General features: G+C 33.4%; 15 protein-coding genes. All 15 read right to left on the minus strand.

The window, feature by feature from the left end:
• Window positions 1-80 precede the first annotated feature (80 nt).
• The gene (locus BTR42_RS07455) at window positions 81-1,421 is read right to left on the minus strand and encodes a GBS Bsp-like repeat-containing protein (protein WP_077497030.1); all 1,341 of its coding nucleotides are present in this window, start codon (window positions 1,419-1,421) and stop codon (window positions 81-83) included.
• Window positions 1,422-1,503: 82 nt separating this feature from the next.
• Window positions 1,504-3,093 (minus strand): glycosyltransferase family protein, encoded by a 1,590-nt coding sequence (locus tag BTR42_RS07460; RefSeq protein WP_077497032.1) that lies wholly within the window; start codon window positions 3,091-3,093, stop codon window positions 1,504-1,506.
• A 57-nt stretch (window positions 3,094-3,150) separates the two neighbouring features.
• Window positions 3,151-4,077, minus strand: a complete 927-nt coding sequence (locus BTR42_RS07465) for a glycosyltransferase family 2 protein (protein ID WP_074581183.1) — start codon at window positions 4,075-4,077, stop codon at window positions 3,151-3,153.
• Between the two features lie 118 nt (window positions 4,078-4,195).
• The gene (locus BTR42_RS07470; protein ID WP_077497034.1) at window positions 4,196-5,665 is read right to left on the minus strand and encodes a glucosyltransferase domain-containing protein; all 1,470 of its coding nucleotides are present in this window, start codon (window positions 5,663-5,665) and stop codon (window positions 4,196-4,198) included.
• 19 nt (window positions 5,666-5,684) lie between these two features.
• Window positions 5,685-8,153, minus strand: coding sequence for an LTA synthase family protein (locus tag BTR42_RS07475; protein WP_077497036.1), 2,469 nt, complete (start codon window positions 8,151-8,153; stop codon window positions 5,685-5,687).
• A complete protein-coding gene (locus BTR42_RS07480) occupies window positions 8,150-9,910 on the minus strand; it encodes a rhamnan synthesis F family protein (protein ID WP_077497038.1) in 1,761 nt (586 codons plus the stop codon). Before BTR42_RS07480 ends, BTR42_RS07475 begins: the two co-directional genes overlap by 4 nt.
• Entirely contained in the window at window positions 9,907-11,253 is a 1,347-nt protein-coding gene (locus tag BTR42_RS07485; RefSeq protein ID WP_077497040.1) for a glycosyltransferase family 2 protein, read from the minus strand. The genes BTR42_RS07480 and BTR42_RS07485 overlap by 4 nt, the downstream gene beginning before the upstream one ends.
• A complete protein-coding gene (locus BTR42_RS07490) occupies window positions 11,250-12,449 on the minus strand; it encodes an ABC transporter ATP-binding protein (RefSeq protein WP_009854474.1) in 1,200 nt (399 codons plus the stop codon). Before BTR42_RS07490 ends, BTR42_RS07485 begins: the two co-directional genes overlap by 4 nt.
• Complete coding sequence (locus BTR42_RS07495; protein ID WP_074581188.1) at window positions 12,449-13,255, minus strand: ABC transporter permease; 807 nt, start codon at window positions 13,253-13,255, stop codon at window positions 12,449-12,451. Before BTR42_RS07495 ends, BTR42_RS07490 begins: the two co-directional genes overlap by 1 nt.
• Entirely contained in the window at window positions 13,252-14,187 is a 936-nt protein-coding gene (locus BTR42_RS07500) for a glycosyltransferase family 2 protein (protein WP_077497042.1), read from the minus strand. The genes BTR42_RS07495 and BTR42_RS07500 overlap by 4 nt, the downstream gene beginning before the upstream one ends.
• Window positions 14,177-15,331, minus strand: a complete 1,155-nt coding sequence (cps2T, locus tag BTR42_RS07505; protein ID WP_077497044.1) for a beta 1-4 rhamnosyltransferase Cps2T — start codon at window positions 15,329-15,331, stop codon at window positions 14,177-14,179. The genes BTR42_RS07500 and cps2T overlap by 11 nt, the downstream gene beginning before the upstream one ends.
• Window positions 15,332-15,542: 211 nt before the next feature.
• Entirely contained in the window at window positions 15,543-16,397 is an 855-nt protein-coding gene (gene rfbD, locus BTR42_RS07510) for a dTDP-4-dehydrorhamnose reductase (RefSeq protein ID WP_074581190.1), read from the minus strand.
• An 88-nt stretch (window positions 16,398-16,485) separates the two neighbouring features.
• Entirely contained in the window at window positions 16,486-17,202 is a 717-nt protein-coding gene (locus tag BTR42_RS12975) for a hypothetical protein (protein WP_331852232.1), read from the minus strand.
• 124 nt (window positions 17,203-17,326) lie between these two features.
• Window positions 17,327-18,253 carry an ATP-binding cassette domain-containing protein gene (locus BTR42_RS07520; RefSeq protein ID WP_077497046.1) on the minus strand — a complete coding sequence of 309 codons (927 nt, stop codon included), beginning with the start codon at window positions 18,251-18,253 and terminating at the stop codon, window positions 17,327-17,329.
• 10 nt (window positions 18,254-18,263) lie between these two features.
• Window positions 18,264-19,316, minus strand: coding sequence for an ABC transporter ATP-binding protein (locus BTR42_RS07525; protein WP_074657565.1), 1,053 nt, complete (start codon window positions 19,314-19,316; stop codon window positions 18,264-18,266).
• Window positions 19,317-19,324: the final 8 nt, after the last annotated feature.

Here is a 19,324-nt window from a genome sequence, read left to right on the forward strand (position 1 = left end):
CATGAATCTTCATGTCATTCAAGCGCATACAAATGCAGTATAACAAACAAGGCAGCGATTTCAAAATCGCCGCCTTATGATTAATCTGGATAAATATAGGTTACACTTCCACCCCAAAATGAATCAAGTGGATTAAACCAACCACGGAAATTCGCTATGTATTGATTTCCAGCGTAATTAGATTCTTTAACTTGAATACGTGTATTACTTGCTACATCTGTCACATAAGCTACGTGACCATAACCGCCACCATCATTTGGCCAAACTGCAATCGACCCCACACGTGGCGTTGAGCCAGTCCTAAATCCCTTAGCTTTGGCATTTGTGGCCCAGCCGCCAGCATTTCCAAGCCAATTCGGAATCCATGGCGCTAATGATTTCACCGCCCAAGTACACTGACCAACAGGGTAAGTATTCGTTTCATTGATGTAAGTCGTGATACGAGGGGTTGGGGTAGTATTCTGATTTGGAACATTGTCTGCTCTAAAACCTGAAGTTCCTTTCAATCCTTCAAAGTTATTAGTAATCGCATTTTGACCATAGATATGGACACTATAATCTCCTGATGCATAACCATGATTTGCTAAATTGATTTTCGCCTTATATGTCCCATTATCTACTTTAGTAGTAGTGTACCATTTTATATCATCTTGACCATTTGCGTTAGACCAAGTAGGTACAGCGATAGAAGTAATGTATTCTGGCACATTAGTTACTAATACATCGTAAGTTGTATCGTTAACTTTGTTAATCTGATACGAAACTTCTTGTTTATTAATGACAATGTCTTGACCATTAATTCCAATCATTTTCCCACCTTGAGATAAATAAGTATGAACAAAATATCTTCCATATCCGCTATGATTTTTCAAATCTGCTTGCGTAATTCCTTTACCACTATCTTCATACCATCTTAAATCATCTTGATCATTCTCCTCAGACCAAACTGCATATTTAATCTGACCATTTGATGGTGCATAAATATCTGTTGTCATTTGGATAGCACCATTTTTTACAGAAAGTTGCGGTGCTTTCGGGTTAATCTTAGTATTCTCCAAAGCAACTCCTGAACAACTACCGTCCGTGTAATTTGTATAAACATGCGTGATGTAATTTCCTGCACGATTACCATGATTTGCTAAATTAAATTGAACCTTGACTTGCCCCCCTGATACATTTGAATTTGTGTACCACTTCAAATCATCTTGACCATTTTCTTCAGACCAAATAGCAACATTAATCCCTTTGATTGCTTTTCCGTTATCTGACTGCTGCGCTGTAACTTCAAATGTTTTACTTGCAGAATCAAAATTAGTTTTAGAAACAATGGCATTCCCTTGCTGATCAGCAAAAATGGGATGTGAAAGACAAGTCGCACCTAGTACAACTGTTGACAATAAAGCTGTTTTAAGTTTACTCAAAAAGCTGTTCTCCTTCTTTGTATAATGTGTTTACACTATATAATTCGGAAAAACAGCTATAAAATCTGTGAAAAATATAAAATTATTTATTTAATTTCGCATTCTCAATAGTATCACTTAAAGAAAATAAAACTAATCTTAGTTTTTGAACTATTCTCTTCCAAAGAACTGTTTTCTTCAGTTGTGGAAATTTAAATAGACCAAATGCAGCGACGGGAAATAATAATACAATATAAGGGTAAGCGTATTGACTTTTAGTTTCCCAAATGAGATGAAAAAGGAAGCCTCCTGAAAAATAAATATATGGATAAAAAATAAGAGAATTTACTACTTTTTGTGAACCAACTAAATAAAATAGAAATACTAAACTTCCAAAATAAATCAAAAACAGTATTGCAGTACTAAAAAGTGAAAAGAATTTATAGAAAAACTTTCCATTATATACACTTTTCCAAAGAAAAGTCCTCACTCCTTGGTTAAGAGCTGGAGCTGGGCCTGACCAGATACTTTGAAATAAACCTTCTGTCCAAGTTGAAAGAACTTTTGTTGCAAAGAAATCCCATGCATACTTAGGGTGACCAGTTAAATAATCCAAGCGTTCTTTAACCTTATATTGACTTAAAATTTTAATTTTTTCAAAGTCTCCTTTGTTTTCTACATACACATTATCTATTGATTCATCGTACCATCCTGGTAAGCGAGGAGATTTTGAATTATCATCTAATCCCATTGCAATCCAAGCGATATGTGGTGTGCCAGAAATATCACTTCCGTTTGATAAATTTTTATAGTGACTATTGATACTGGTATTAGCTGCAGAAAGCATTGTAAATAAAACGATTATTCCTAAAAAAGAGGGAAAAGCTTTATGATTAATTGCATCCAGAATTAAAATAATGCTTATCGTAACAACCAAAATAATATAGTTATTTCTAATAACCGTTGCACAAATGAGTGCGATGATTAAGCCAGCCAAAAATCTTAACTGTCTTTTCTCAAAATAAGCGATTAAACAATATATTGCTATCATGGAAAAAAATAAACCAGGTACTAATCCATACACAAAAAGTATCGAAAAAAACTGTGGTAAAAATATAAACGATATTACAATTGATATTTTTGAAATTTCTTCATTATCAAAGAGTTTTTTCGTTATTCTCCAGTTTAAATAGTTAATAGCAATAATCATAATAAAATTCAAAAGAAAGAAAATCTTAGCATTTTTTGCACCTGTAAGTGCTAAAATAATTCTTTCATAGGTCACTAAACCTAATTGATGAGGGAATCGATACAAATAAGAATTTATTTCCAAATAACTAAAATCACCATTATTTAAACCACGAGCAGCATCATATACCGCTACAGCATCATTTCTTAAAATTCCCGACACCGAAAGAAACAAATAAATAGCAAAAATAGTGTATGCAAGTACTCCTAGAAAAAAGATCCTTTTTGCACTACTCTTTCTTAGATTGGCTATTACAAAATAAAATATCCCAAGAGCAAGAAAAAGAATTAGAAGAAACAAGCGATTTTGCTTTATTTCAGCCAATTCTGAATATCTTGGGATAAAAGTTCGATAAAATAAACTAATTAAAGTAATTAGCGTAAATAAAAGCAGTGACCAAGCATGAAGTAAATTGATGATTACATCATGGCATTTCTTTAACATAAATTTCCTAAAACCCCTTTATAAATAATTGCTATCTCTTAAAATAGTCAAGATAGTTTACCCTTTTTCTTTTACGATGTAAACTGGGCGTTTTTTGGTTTCAAGGAAAATTTTGGAAATGTATTTTCCAATGATTCCGAGAGCAAGCAGTTGGATACCACCAATGAACAAGATGATACAAACTAGACTAGCCCAACCAGTGACGCTTCCACCGATAGTCAATTTTCGAACAATAATAAATAAAATTCCTAAAATTGATGCTAAAAATGATACCGCACCAGCCCACAAAGAAAGATTCAATGGCGCTTCAGAAAAGTTGATGAACCCTTCCATTGAGTATTTTAATAAACTCCAAAAGTTCCATGACGTTTCACCAGCGACACGCTCACGATTTTCATAAGCAATGTAAGTCACATCGTAACCAACCCATGAGAAAATTCCCTTTGAAAAACGATTGACTTCACCAAGTTCTAAAATGCTATCAACAACTTGTCTAGTCATCAGGCGGAAATCACGCGCACCATCTACCATTTCAGTATCTGAAACAGCATTTATTATTTTATAAAACATCTTAGAAAAGAAAGAACGAATAACAGGTTCACCTTTACGGTCGGCACGACGTGTTCCAACAACATCATAGCCCTCTAAAATCTTTTGATACATATTAATCAAAAGCTCAGGTGGATCTTGTAAATCCGCATCCATAACAGTGATTAAATCACCATCAGCAGCCTCAAGCCCTGCCAAAAGCCCTGCTTCTTTCCCAAAGTTACGTGAGAAAGATAGATAATGAACGTTAGGAAAACGACTTGCAACATCACGCAATACGTTTAATGTCTCATCTTTTGAACCGTCATTAACAAAAATATAATCAAATACCAAATGATTTTTTAACTTTTGCTCGACTTTTTGAGTTTCTTCCAAAAATGGGTAAATTGTTTCTTGCTCATTGTAACAAGGAACAACGATAGATAGTTTTTTCATAATAACCTCTCTAAGATATGCAAACTGTGAATTTATGAATAACTTACAACAGAATATATAGCAATAGTCCAACGGTAAATAAAATTACACTATAACAAGTAGCTAACTATTTTCAATATTATTTAGTATAGACATAAATTTCCCCGTTCAATTGGTAAATATCCCATAATTTATTTGACTCGAGCAACTCCAAAGTGTTCATATCAATTGTATTAAAATCAAAACCAACTAGATTGACATTTAAATTTGTTAAAGTATTAAACCACAGTAAATTTGGCCAATAAAGATTACTATTGCTTGGGATTAAATCATCCAGTATAGGATATGTTTTTAGAGTATTAAGATAAGCTGGAGAATCCTTAAACATTGAACTAATATATACTGTTTGATTATCAGCTGTAACATAATCATTTAAATCTTCGGCTAACATAACTGCACTATCTTCAAATGCTTCTTTCTGATTATCTAAGGCACTGGCATATATAAATGCAAACGATACAGAGTAATACACTAATAAAACTACTACTAAACCTTTAACATAATCAATCACCTTATTGCTAGAATAACTTCCTAACAGAATCATGATAATAGCAATAAAATATGCAAAACCATATTCATATCTGGGGCGATCGTCTGCAAGTGGAGTTGAAAAGAACATATAAACTCCAAAACTCAAAATAGAACCAAGAGCAATATATATAATTCCAAAAATACTTGATATTAATTTATTAATCTTGCTACTATACGTCATATAAACAAAAAACATTATAAATAATACAATAGCAAGATATAACCAAGCATTGGTACTTTGGCTTTTTAAAGTTATAAAATACACTCTAAGATTATTAAAAACTGCAGCTGGCATATCCTTCAAAGGTGCTATACTAGTTGTATCACCACGTAATGCTAATTCAGGGTTCAATTTCGTTTCTAAGAGGTATACTCCCATTGAAATCACATAGGCTAAAGCACTTATTAAAAGTTTTTTTAAGAGTTCGGATATCTCAACGCCCTTCAAAAAATCACGATAAAGTAATGTTAATAACATTATAATATAAATTCCTGAAGAGCCTTGATAAGAATTACACATCAAAAAAATTCCAATAATTGATAAAAGAAAATAGTTTCTTTTTTTTGAATAAAAGAAAAGAAATGGAATAACTGATACCAATACAGAAAGACAAATATAAGGTGCGTCAAATCTAAAACTAATTGGTTCCAAAAACCATGGATTTATACCTATAAAAACTGAACCCATTGCTGAAACCCACGAAATTTGCTCGCCATCAAACATAACATATAAAACGACTACGCTTGTAAGTGTTAAAATAATTGCACTTACCACAAAAGTGGTCAAACCTGTATCTGTTAAATGATGACTTCCTTGAACGATATACGAAGCAAATTCACTTAAATAGCGTGAGTAATGAGCTGCAAAGTTTCCAACTCCTTCAATACGTCGAGCAATATCATCTATATAAGGATAATTAACTACACCTATTGAACAAGCAGAAACGCAATACAATACAAAAATTATAAATATTTTTTGCTTATTCAAATTAACAAAATCATTAACTTTATTTTTCATAAAAACTCCAGTAGTTTAATTATTCAGTCTCAAAAAATTTCTCATCCACTTTTGTTATATAACTCTTTCCTAATGTAAGGTCATACTGCAACATCTGTAAATCCATTGATAGAGCTTCTAAATCGTCAGAAGATTGATTTTCAGCTTCTAGAATATCAGTTAATAAAGCATAGTAAGGAGAAACTTTTGAATCTGTTTGTTTTAGTACGAGTGCTGGGAAATCACTTGAATTAACAGATGGATAAGATAGTTTTTCTGTTTCATAGTTACTCCAAATAAAATAATCAGTTTCATATTGATTTAAAGGATCACTTGAGAATATACTTGTAGGATACAATCCTGGCAAATGATCGCCATAAAAAACAACTGTTATTTTTTTGTCATAACCAGATAACTCGTTAAGAAAGTCGGCAGTTGCTGAATCAGTAATGTTTAAAAGTCTAGCATAGCTAGTTAAACTTTCATTCTCCTCATCTGATAATCCTTCTCCATAAGCAGTAATCTCTGCTGGCTCCTCTGCTTCCCAAGGAATATGGTTTTGCATGGTGATAACTGAGAAAAATTGGCTTGTATCTGATGATAAGTTACTTGTGACAGCATAGTAAGTTGAGCTATCTCTAGCCCCTGCACTGAGATACTCTAATTGTGTCGGCTTATCGTCAGTACCATCCAAAGCTATAAAAGTGTCAAATCCTAAATCTTTATAAACAATATTTCGAGAATAATTTGCACCATTATGAAGATGTACTGCAATTTTTTCGTCATCAGTATAACTATCACTTATAGAAGGAATATACGACATTTTAGGAAGTACCTCAGTATTCATAACAGAAACGCTAGGCGATAAATTAGAATAAGATAAACCTGTCAAAGCCTGAATTTCCATGTTAGCTGTACCACCACCATAAAAATCTGATATCATCAAACCACTTGTATATTCATCTTTTATTTGGGTAATATTTGGAATAACATTTTCAGATAAAGTAACACCTGGAACACGACTCGGGTCTGAAAAACTTTCACTTAAAATAAAGATGACTGTTTGGTCTTCAATTTTATTAGCTCTAGAAGCATTAATTATTGAAGCTTCATTACGATACTTTTCCGCAAGCTCTTTAATTTTCTCTTCGCTATACCCATCAGGAGTTTCCATTACCGATTTTGTTAATTGCTTTGTCCAAACATATGTCAACGATTTATAGCTAGCATTAGTCGAAAATCCCATCCAATTAATATCAACCCAATTATTAACCTTGGAAACAACGGGGATATTATCAATAATTTTAGAATCTGTTTCATTTCTAAAGACAATAAAATTGAAAACTCCAAGACCAATTAACGCTCCTAAGAAGGAGAATCGTAATCTTTTAATGTTAAAAATTTTTCCAGGTAAAATACGTTTCCTTAACAGAATATAGACACCAAGTGTCGCAATGACACCAAGCACAATATAAATAATAACACTTTTATCGACAAAACTAGTTAACAACGAAATCTCTTTTAACCAAACAAAGTCTGTAATAAGAAGAGGTTCACTTCGCAGACCTTCCTTAATACTATTAACAACAGATATAATCACTCCAGTTACAATAATAAGGAAAGTTGCAGATAAAAAGCGATTAAATACAAGATAGATAATTAAAAAGAGACATGTTAAAGCAATAATTTGATAAGCTGTTGCTCCTGGAAAAATAAATTTATCTAGTAATGTTTCATCACTTCTAACTCCTAGCTGTAACGTATAATTAAAAATAGTTGCTAATGCAAAGCTTACCGTTATCATCAATGATGGAGTAGGAGAATTTGTAACAATTGCTTGATAAGCATTAATCACAAAATAAGACACCACTCCCATAACCATTAAAGTTAAAGCAAGATTGCTAGATAAGTGAATTATAAAGTGAACATAATCATTATCAGAAAGATAAGAGGATACTAATTCTTTGAAAATCTTTAGCATCTGTCTATCATTAACGACAAAAGATGCTAAAAATCCAAAAAGAATTGTGTTTTTAGAATCATAATCCTGAAGATAATCTTCAATAAATGCAAGATACCTATTTTTTTGAATTAAAAAATATAGTACTCCTGAAATACCTATAATAATCAAAAGTGTAACAAGAAAATTCGGTTGAAAAAAATGATTTTTAATCAAATCCCATACTTTAAATTTTTCATTATTTAAATTTCTTGTTACTAAAATAAAATAGGAAACAATCTGATAAATAAAATATCCAGAAACTAACTTTATAAAGAATGTTTTACTCAGATCCTTAACAAGGTAAAAACTTATCCCAACAATAGATAAAATATAGGCAATCAAGCTAAAGTGTAAGCTTGATTGAAACCCTAAAGACAAATCACTTGTTGCCCCTTTAAGTACATAAGAATTTACTAAATAAAAATTGATGTAAAACAGAAAAATAATTAATAAAACTATCCTTAGAAGATTAACCCAATCAAAACTTTTCAAAAACTTTTTCATCATGATTTAAATTTCAGTACCATCCTCTTGATAATATATTTAATAGCACTACCTGGACCACGGTAAATATACTTAAGTGCTCCTTTAATACCACCAATGTTGTCAAAGTTCACGTAGGTGTTAGGCATTGTATTCGGACGAATGTTAAACACCACATTATCCACAAATGGTGTTATATAGATATCGTTTTTAGCAATGGCATAATCATAATTATTTGCCCATGCAAGATAAACCAGGATACGTTCAATTGAATGCAAAATTGTATGTTGTGGAATTGGTTCTGATGGTATTTCATCGTCCGTCAACTCTAAATCAAATAGTGGTTTAAGTGTATCACGTTTGAACCAAATAAAAGTTCCATAGCTCATGATAAACGTACTCAAGTTATTAAAATCAATTTGTCGCCCGAGATTCATACGTTCCCAAAGTTCATTCATACCATCAGCAAATCGATTTTCGTTCCAAGGATCAACTATTTTAGTATATCTAAAGAAGGATGGGATATCAGCAATAACAAGTCCAAGATTATCGTTATTTTCTAGATTAGCTAAGATATTATCAGCAGATTGAATTAACATCTGATAAAGTTCATTTCTCCATGAATCCCCTACCCAATAAGGATATTCTGGAGATTTTTTGGTATGAAAATGCCCAATATAATCATATGAAGATAATTCTTCTTTCAATTTTAACATTGGAATAATATCACGACCCCGATTTCCTGTTAGAAAGACTTGAGCTATTTTACCATTTTTCTCAAGGATAGACTCAATCTCTGCTTTTTTAGCTTCTGTATCAGTTGTCAAAAACAAGTCATAGTCAAAATGGAAATTCTCAAATTGATTCAAAAATTCCTCTAACAAATCAACGTAAAAAGTATGAAGATGAACTGCTACTTTTTTAGTATTTGAATATTCTTTTTCAACTACCTTAAGTACTTTACGATCTAACAAATAAGGTGGGGTAGGAAGACTTATATCCGACATATGATCTAAAATTAATTTCGTTGGATAATTAGAGACTTTTTCAATTTCTTTCAACAAATAAGGTGCTAAATGTTGTGTCAAATCAAAAGTTTTTATTTTTATAAAAGGAACATGATTATCTAAAAGCACATGTGGATAATGAATTGTAAAATTAGAATGGAAAAAATTATCTGCAATTGGTACTGTATTCAATACAGAAGCATAACGAAAACCAGCATCAACAAAACGCTTAGTATATTTCGTTTCATAATTATCAATAACTTTTTGAACATCTGCATATGCTTCAACAGACTTCCAAAACTCTTGAAAAACTTCAGAAATTACAATACTTTTCTTAAAAGACATAAAATATGATTGTAAATGTTCATCAATATAAATATGCCCCGCATCAATCGCTCTATGATTTGTCATTCCCCAAAAGTCAACTTTTTCATCTGATTCATACTTATCATATACAGGAGCCATATCCCAAAGTGGTCCAAAGCAAGTATCATTCATTGCAGTTACTGAATCATAAGCTTTTAAGTTTTCAAAACCTTCAAAAGCCATACCGTCATGCCATGCTGCAAAATCGTATCCAATATTTTCACGTTGTATAAAAGCATCAATTAATTGACTTTGACGTAATTTATCAACTTCACCCTCATCAAGTTGACTATTTGAAATAAAGATTACTTTTGAAAAGAGAGGGTGCATATGTTCTAGTTGATAATAGACATGCTCACTAATTTTATTATATTTATTGAAATGAACATATAAGAGTAAGCGTTTCATTTTTTTCTCCTAAAGAAATTAATAATTTTAGTTGGTATTTTCCACCATATTGAGTTTGTTATAGAACGATAGTTAGATAGTAAAGTGTTATACTCCTTACTTAAGTCATCGAATTCCTGTGTTTTTTGATTAAGTTCACTTTCAAGTTGTCTTTGTTTCTGCTCATACGATAGAATAGTTTGTAAACGATTATATTTTTGCTTCGCAAGCAATTTTCCAATATAATCTTTAGCAACAATGTCATTGATATTATAGCGTTTATAGCTCAACACTAGCTTATCACCTTCTGAAAGAGTAAATTGATAATCAAGGAAAGGATAGAAATCCTCAAAAACTACACTATTTTCATCGATTAAACCATTTGACATTATTGGAAGAATCTCAGTCTGATATTCCTTCGATTTTAAAACAAAAAATTCATAGAAACTTGGAATATTAGAAGGTCTTATTCTGATATAATTCTTACCTTTTACTACAGGAATTTCAATTTCATCTTGAAATTGTATTTGATTCTGATAATCTGGAATATCCGAAAATGCCTCATTCTCAGAAAAATAAATCGATATTTTTTCTTCTTTAATAGAGTGTTCAATATCTAAACTCGTTAAGCGTTCAAAATGATAATCTAATGCCTCTTTTACATAATTAGGGAATCGAGTCAGATATTTCCCAATTATATATCCATACGTTTTGTAATATGACTTTAGATTTTGATGGCTACTTCTTGAATCAAATGACATACGATAATTTAATCCAGTTGCATAACAAGGAACTACTTTTAATTCCTTGCTTGTCACAAGATTTAAATAGAAGTCGTAGTCCTCTAATTTTTCACGATTCAACTGCTCATCAAATTTAATATTTCCAATCGCTGATGTTCTTATTAAACTTGAAGCATGTATGAAATTACCAATAAACATTTCTTGTAAATCATACTCTTTAATAGGTAAAACAACCTCTCCAGAATTCAATTCATAGAGTGCAGAATAAACTATATCCGCATTTTCTTTTTCTGCAGTTTCAACTAATAAACGAATATAATCCTTTTTTAAAGTATCATCACTATCAACAAAAACAAGGTAATCTCCTGAAACATGCTCTAAAGCAATATTTCTGGTAAGAACGACTCCTTTATTCTCATGGTAAAAATACTGAGTATTTTCAAAAGGACTCAAACTTAGCGTATCTTTAATAACAGTATCAGAATCGTCTAATGACCCATCATTAAAAACCAATAGCTCAATATTTTTATATGTCTGCTGAAATATACTCTCAAGACAATCTTTTACATAAGATTCGTGGTTGTAACAAGTTACAACAATACTAACTAAAGCATCCATCATTTAAATTTCCAAGTGCCATTTCTTTGAATTAAACCTGTAGCCGAATCTCTACCTGATTTATCATCTAGTGCTAGATCATTACGACTAACAAGAATAACATTTGTATTACTTGAGTTAGCAAAAGCTAACATTTTACCATTTTTATCTCTTATAGAGACCTCAAGTTTTAATTTTAGATTGTTTACATTATTTAATAAACAAGAATACGTAGCATGTTTATAACCTTTTCCACTTGAAAGGTATTCCATAGAATTATCGTTATAAATCCAAATATTACGGTCAATATCTGTAAGTGAAAATGCTACATATGTCTCTAAATCTTCGAGAACATTATAACTGATACTGAACTCAATTGGCTTATCTGGTGTAGTTTGACCAGAAGAAAGTAGATTAACTTCTAAGTTATCAACAACTAATTTTTCAACAGTTTTTCCATCGTCATTTTTTTCAGTATTAGCATTATCATAGCTATATTGGTTAGCTACCTCGTCTGGCTCACCTTGTGCTTTGATATAACCATCCTCAATCAAAATAGCTTTATTACAATATTTCTTAACAGCACCCATGTCATGGGTAACTAAAATAGTAGTCTTTCCGCTCGTTTTTCTCTCTAGGAAATAATCATTACATTTACGTTGGAAAGCTTCATCACCAACTGCAAGAACTTCATCAAGGATAAGTACGTCACCTTGAGCCTTAATAGCTACTGAAAAGGCTAGACGAACTTGCATCCCGCTTGAATAGTTCTTAAGTTTTTGATTCATGAAATCTTCAAGTTCCGCAAACTCAACAATATCATCATACATGGCATCTACTTCTTCAGTTGTAAATCCAAGCATGGCACCGTTCATATAAACATTTTCACGTCCTGTTAGTTCTGGATTAAATCCGACACCAAGTTCAATGAAAGATACCATTTTACCATTTACAGTGACTTTCCCCTTTTCAGGAACATAAATTTGAGAAATGATTTTCAAAAGGGTTGATTTACCTGAACCATTTCGTCCAACAATCCCAAAGAAATCTCCTTCTTCTACTTCAAAGTCAATATCCTTTAAGACATGTTGTTCACGATAACCTTTTATACCTTTAAAATAATTAACTAAATTTGTACGTAAGCTTTGAGTTGCTTCTGTTGGCAATTTAAAATACTTACTAACATGATCAACTTTTACTGCAATTTTTTTATCTGACATTATAAAATCTCCGCGAATTTTTTAGCATTTTTATGGAAAATATAATAACCAATTCCAAATACAAAGAATGGAAGAATATAAGGAATCATAGTAATAGCTTTATGACCAACTAAGTCCCAACCACGCATATTTCCTGAAAATACGATAAAGTGACGCATATCTTGAATAATTTGTGCTAATGGATTTAGCATCATCAATTTTGCGACTGTGACTTGACCACGTTGCAAAATAAATGTAAGTGAATAAATAATCGGTGTCGCATACATACCAGCTTGCATCACCACTTCCCAGATAGGACCAATATCTCTATATTTTACAAACAGAGTAGCAAGTACAAAAGCGATACCCGCTGAGAATAGGAATAACTCTATAAAGAGAGGGAAGATAGTTAACCAACCGAAAGAAACTGTCACTCCATTAACTAATGCAAAAACAAATACAACAATCAAGTTAATACCATAATTAATTGCCGCACCAACAACTGATGAAATAACAATAATTTCTTTTGAAAAGTTCAATTTACGTAATAAATCACCTCGAGATACGATAGACATCATCCCCATATTAGTTGCTTCAGAAAAGAAGTTCCATGTCACCATACCAATTAACAAACCAATAGCATAGTGTGGCGTTCCATCATCGAATCGCAAGAACTGAACAAATACCAAGTACATGATTGTGAAGAGCATCAATGGTTTTAAGATTGACCATAAATGCCCAATTAAACTTCCTTGGTAACGAAGTTTAAAATCTGTTTTTACCATCTCTTTTAATAAGATTTTATTTTCTTTACTAAAGAATTTCATTTATTTCTCCTATAACCAAATTTGGTAATAATTAGTGTTTTAAAGACAAGCGTATGGAAGTTTCTGTTCTTACGTAAACCATATTTGTTTAAAGTGTGGATACGCTGAGACAGTGATTTATCCATAATAGTTGTAAAGTTTTCAACTAATTCTCTGTTTTCTGGTGATAAATTTAAGTCTAGCAGAAAGCGCGCTTGTGTTTGACTGGCATCAATTAACCACCAATATTTTTCAACGAGTTTATGTGGTTTTAACCAGTTTTTCATCCGTTTGGACCATGTTCTTGCCCCGAGAACATTAGCGTCATGCTGACGATACAATTCTGTTGGGTAATCGAGGTAAACCAAATGTCCCAAGGCACTAGCAATCAATGCTAAATACCAGTCATGCATTAAGAGATTATCCGTTGTTGTCCAAAGCTCGGCAAGAGCATGATTGATCATCGCTGTTCCACCAGTTACCGTATTTTCGGTTAATTCTTGAACTAGTTTAGTATTGGCATGATCAGACTGTGTTTTAATCATGCTTTCATGCAAAACATTTAGCTCTCTATCAACAATTTTCAAATCCGTATAAACGAGCAATGGTTTGTCATTGCTATATTTTTCAGCCTCAGCTAAAGTCACCGCTAATTTATCTTCCAACCAGATGTCATCTTGGTCAGAAAAGAAATAATAGTCAGCTTTGCTATGTTTTAAAAGCGTATAAAAGTTTTTAATGACGCCAAAATTTTCACGATTATCAGCATTGATAAAGATAATACGTGAATCCTTTTGAGCATATTGCTGAATAATTTCTGGTGTGCGGTCGCTAGAGCCGTCGTCTCGGATATATAATGTCCAGTCTTTGACTGTTTGTTTTTGAATACTTTCAATCTGCTCAGCCAAAAATTGTTCACCATTGTAGGTGGACATGAGAATATTAATTTTCATTTAAAAACAGTTCCTCATACTCTCCTACTATTTTTTCCCATGTGTAATTTTGTTTAACAATCGCACGGGCACGGTTTCCATATTCTGTAAAATCATAATGACCGTCTGCATCATTTATCAAACATGATAAATTCCCAGAGGTTTTATTCCAATAAAAGGCACTTGCGTCAGCTACTGATTTATTGAAATCAACGTCAAGGACAAGATTAAGTTTAGTATGTCCTAGAGCTTCAAGCAGACCTGGATTTGTTCCTCCAACTTCATGTCCATGAATGTAGGCAAATGCATTTTCTCGGATATAATTTAACAAATCACGGTCATAAACTGTTCCAACAAACTTCACACGTTTATCTCTTTCAAAATTCGTCAACCGTTTCAATTTGTCAAAATAAGGGTTATTCTTATGGTTACAAATGATAATCAAATCACGCTTAGTATTTGATTTCATAAATTCTCGGATTGCTGTTTCGTAGTTATTTTCTGGAACAAATCGTCCGACAATTAGATAATACCCATTTTCCTTTGTTTGCCAGTTTTCAAAGCATTTTCTGACCTTATAATCATCAGCAGTCAAGCTTGACCTTGTCAAGTCGGTTCCATAAGCAATAAACCGTGTCTTAGCTTCTGGATAAGACTCCTGAATATAAGTTTCAATACCGATATTATCTGAAATCACCAAATCAGCCGTTTTAGCCATTGATTTTTCAGCATATTTTAAATAAGCTTGAACAGGTTTTGACCATTTAGATCGTTTCCATTCCAAACCATCGGGATTGACAAAAACTTTACCACCGACAGCGTGAATTTTCTTAGCAAAAGGCACGATAAAAGCACCAATCGTATTACCCAAAATATAAAAAATAGGGTGTTCAATGCGCTCTTTTTTTACCATTTGAAGTCCATAATTAATAGCCATCATATCATAAGCGATGACCCGAGCAGGACCAATCTTAGGTGCCTTGATGGTAAAACAATCCGCGCCTTCATAGCTAAAGTGCGTTTGATGCTTATCGTCACTCAAACAAGCCACATGATAAACAATGTCTGCGCTCTGCTTATTTTTTACCAACTCCTCAACAAAAGTCTCGAAACCACCGTATTTTGCTGGTAATCCACGACTTCCGATGATGAATACATGTTGCATGGCACACTTCTCCATTCTAAAATACAATCGTTTTTATTATACCATAATTTACATAAGCTGGCGAAAGAAAAAAGGAAAGTCTAAGCGACAGAATGTGATGAATTGTACAATTTTTAAATACTACAAAAGCACCTAGGGCGTCACAATCAAAAATGAGGTTAGAAAATCTCCTAACCCCATAATCATGTTTTGAAACTGCGACGAACAGTTATTATTTTTTAACGTCTTGTTTGTAAAATTCTTGCAAAGCTTCTTGCCATGTTGGAATAACAAAACCAGTTGCTTTAGCTTTAGCAAGGCTCATTGTTGAGTTAAGTGGACGTTTTGCTTTAGCTGGAAATTGACTTGAATCAACTGGTTTCACTACAACATCGGTATCTTTCAAGATTTCTACTGCGAAATCATACCAAGTTGTGTCTTCAGTGGCATCATTTGACAAGTGATAATAACCAAATTCTTTTTGATTTTCTGTCAAATAAGTCATAAATTCAGCCAAAGTACGAGTCCATGTTGGACGACCATGTTGGTCATTGACAACAGTTAATGTGTCATGTGTTTTGGCAAGGTTTTGCATTGTGAAAACAAAGTTTTTACCATAATTACCAAATACCCAAGCTGTACGGATGATGTAGAATTTATCAGTGTATTTTTCAACGGCTTCTTCACCAAGACGTTTTGTACGTCCGTACTCTGTTTGAGGATCTGGTGTATCATCAACTTCCCATTCTTGACCAACTGGTTTCTTTCCGTCAAAAACGTAGTCAGTTGAAATGTAAACAAGAGTTGCACCATATTTAGCAGCTGCTTTGGCAACAATTTCTGTACCAGTTACGTTGATAGCATAGTCAAGTTCTTTACCTTCATCTTCAGCAGCATCAACGGCTGTATAAGCCGCGCAATGGTAAACAAGTGTTGGTTTCACTTGCGCAAATACTTCATCAACTTTTTCAGCATTTGTGATGTCCATTTCCGCAACATCAACCGCCACGTACTCTTCACCACGTTCATCTAATAAATAGCGTAATTCTGTTCCTAATTGCCCATTGGCACCTGTAACTAAAATCATGTTAGAACTCCTTTAAATTCATTCCCTACTATTTTACACTATTTTTTCAGAAAAAGCACTAGAAAAAGAGAAGAGACTTCTCTTCTCCTTAGTTATATTTTTCTTTTTCAGAATGATGTTTTCCACGCGAAATAGCTGTCTGCTCACTCATTTTAACAACATTGTTAAAGTTTGTATTACTAGGCATATTTTCGATACGGTACCAATAAACATCCGAATTTCCACCGCTAGCAACATATACCATTCCATCAGCATTAGGACCAACTAAACTTTTTCCCGAATTTCCACCGTTACTATTGGAAAAACTACTTGCATCCGCATAGGCAGCTCCGTCATTGATAGCATACCAAGATACACCTTCATAACGCCAACCTATACTAGCAAGCGAATTTCTCTCTCCTCCAGATAATGTATAGTGATGTGTACCAGTTCGAGCATTAGGATTATACAAACGATAAACAGGAACACTCCCGCCAGATTGCCATGCTATTCCTTCATAACGCCAACCAATTCTAGTTAATGAGTCTCGTTCAATAGCCGATTGAGTATAATGATGATCACCGCTATTAGGATTATACAAACGATAAACAGGATTTCCAGAATCTGGCGCTAACCACCCAACCCCCTCTTTTTTCCACCCTATACTTCCAAGGGAATCACGTTCATAGGTTGAGCTCGTATAAAAATGTTCACCTGAATTCGGATTATAAAGCCTATACATCGGTGTATCTGCAGAAACTGTCACTCCTATAAAAAGAGAAATTCCTACTATAAATCCAATTAAATTAACTAGTAACTTTTTCATTTTTTCTCCTTTAGTCAATTTCAGTTGAAATTATACCACAGAAAAATAGCGTTTACAATAGTTACTTTTTATTTATCTTTTTGAGTTTCGATAAAAAGGGAAACTATTAAATTCTCTCTTAATTTTACTCACCATTCTCTTGATATTTCTCAGTTTCGGCTTGATTTGCCCAGACGAAGTGATTGGGTTTAATTTCAACCATTTGTGGTTTGTCGGTTGTGTAATCGTGTTGCTCTGGGTCGTAGATAATTAATTCTTTTTGGCGCTCCAAAATAGGATCTGGAATTGGAATCGCTGATAAAAGTGATTGAGTATAAGGGTGGATAGGATGCTTGAACAGCTCCTCAGTTTCTGCCACTTCAACAATCACTCCTTGGTGAATAACCGCAATACGATCAGAAATAAAGCGAACAACTGATAAATCATGAGCGATAAATAGATAAGTTAAACCACTTTCTTGTTGAATTTGTTTTAAAAGATTGAGAACCTGCGCCCTGACTGAAACATCAAGAGCCGAAATCGGTTCATCTGCAATGATAAATTCAGGATTCATAACAAGTGTTCTAGCAATTCCGATACGCTGACGTTGACCACCTGAAAACTCGTGTGGATAGCGCGTTAAATGTTCTGGTAATAAACCAACTTTTTCAATAATCTCTTTTACTTTCTTTTGGCGCTCTTCTTCATCCTTAAACAGTTTAAAATTGTACAACCCTTCTGAAATAATGTAATCAACGGTAGCACGTTCATTCAAACTTGCAGCTGGATCTTGAAAAATCATTTGAATTTTTCGGATAAGTTCTTCTTTTTCACGTTTTGATTTCTTACCATTTATTTTTTTGCCATTGTAAACAATGTCACCTGAACTGGTTTCATTTAGACCGACAATTGCACGACCAATGGTCGTTTTTCCGCTTCCTGATTCGCCCACTAGCGAAAAAGTCTCTCCTTTATTAATGAAGAAATTCGCATTTTTGACAGCTACAAACCGTTTGTCTCCTTCCCCGAAGGAAATTTCCAAATCATGAATTTCAACTAATTTTTCAGACATTTCCTTACTCCTAACTTAACATTTTTCGTGAAATCTTATGATGCAAATCTTGAATCACTTCTGGTTTATCAATTTTGGGTGCATCTGGGTGAAGCAGCCACGTCTTAGCCCAGTGTGTGTCAGAGACATTAAAAATAGGCGGCTCTTTTGTAAAATCAATTTTCATTGCAAAATGTGAGCGTGGTGCAAAGGCATCACCGTCGATTTCAGTATAAAGTGATGGTGGTGCTCCTGGAATGGAAAAGAGCAAACCACTTTCTTCGTCCGCTAATTGCGGCAAACTTGATAACAAACTCCACGTATAGGGGTGTTTGGGATTGTAAAACAATTCTTCAACCGTCGCATACTCAACAACTTGTCCTGCGTACATCACGGCAACCTTGTCAGCAATACTAGCCACCACTCCCAAATCATGAGTAATGAAAATAGTTGTAAATTGATACTCTTTTTGCAAACTTTTCAGCAGAGCAATAATTTGCGCTTGAATGGTAACATCCAATGCTGTTGTTGGTTCATCACAAATCAACACATCAGGCTTACATGCCAGTGCAATCGCAATCACAATTCGCTGACGCATGCCACCCGAATATTGGAACGGATATTCATTAAATCGACGTTCAACATCAGAAATGCCCACTTTCTTCATATAATCAAGCGCTAATGTTTTAGCTTCTGCTTTTGAAACTTTTTGATGTTTGATAATGGCATCAACAATCTGACTACCAATCGTTTTAATAGGGTCAAGCGATGTCATTGGGTCTTGGAAAATCGTGGCAATTTTCCCGCCACGGATATTTTCCCACTCCTTATTTGTTTTTAAGTCAGTCAATTCTTGCCCACGATATAAAATAGAACCATTTGATACATAACCATTGCTTTCAAGCATTCCTGTGAAAGTCTTAGTTAAAACAGACTTACCACTTCCAGATTCGCCCACTACAGCCAGAACTTCTCCTTCATAAAGGTCGAGAGAAATATTTCTAATCGCAGTCAATTGACGGTTACGCACTCTGAATTTGACGACCAAATCACGAATACTGATGATTGTATTTTTCTTTGTCATAATCTCTC

The organism is Streptococcus gallolyticus subsp. gallolyticus DSM 16831 (genome assembly GCF_002000985.1).
GTDB lineage: Bacteria > Bacillota > Bacilli > Lactobacillales > Streptococcaceae > Streptococcus > Streptococcus gallolyticus.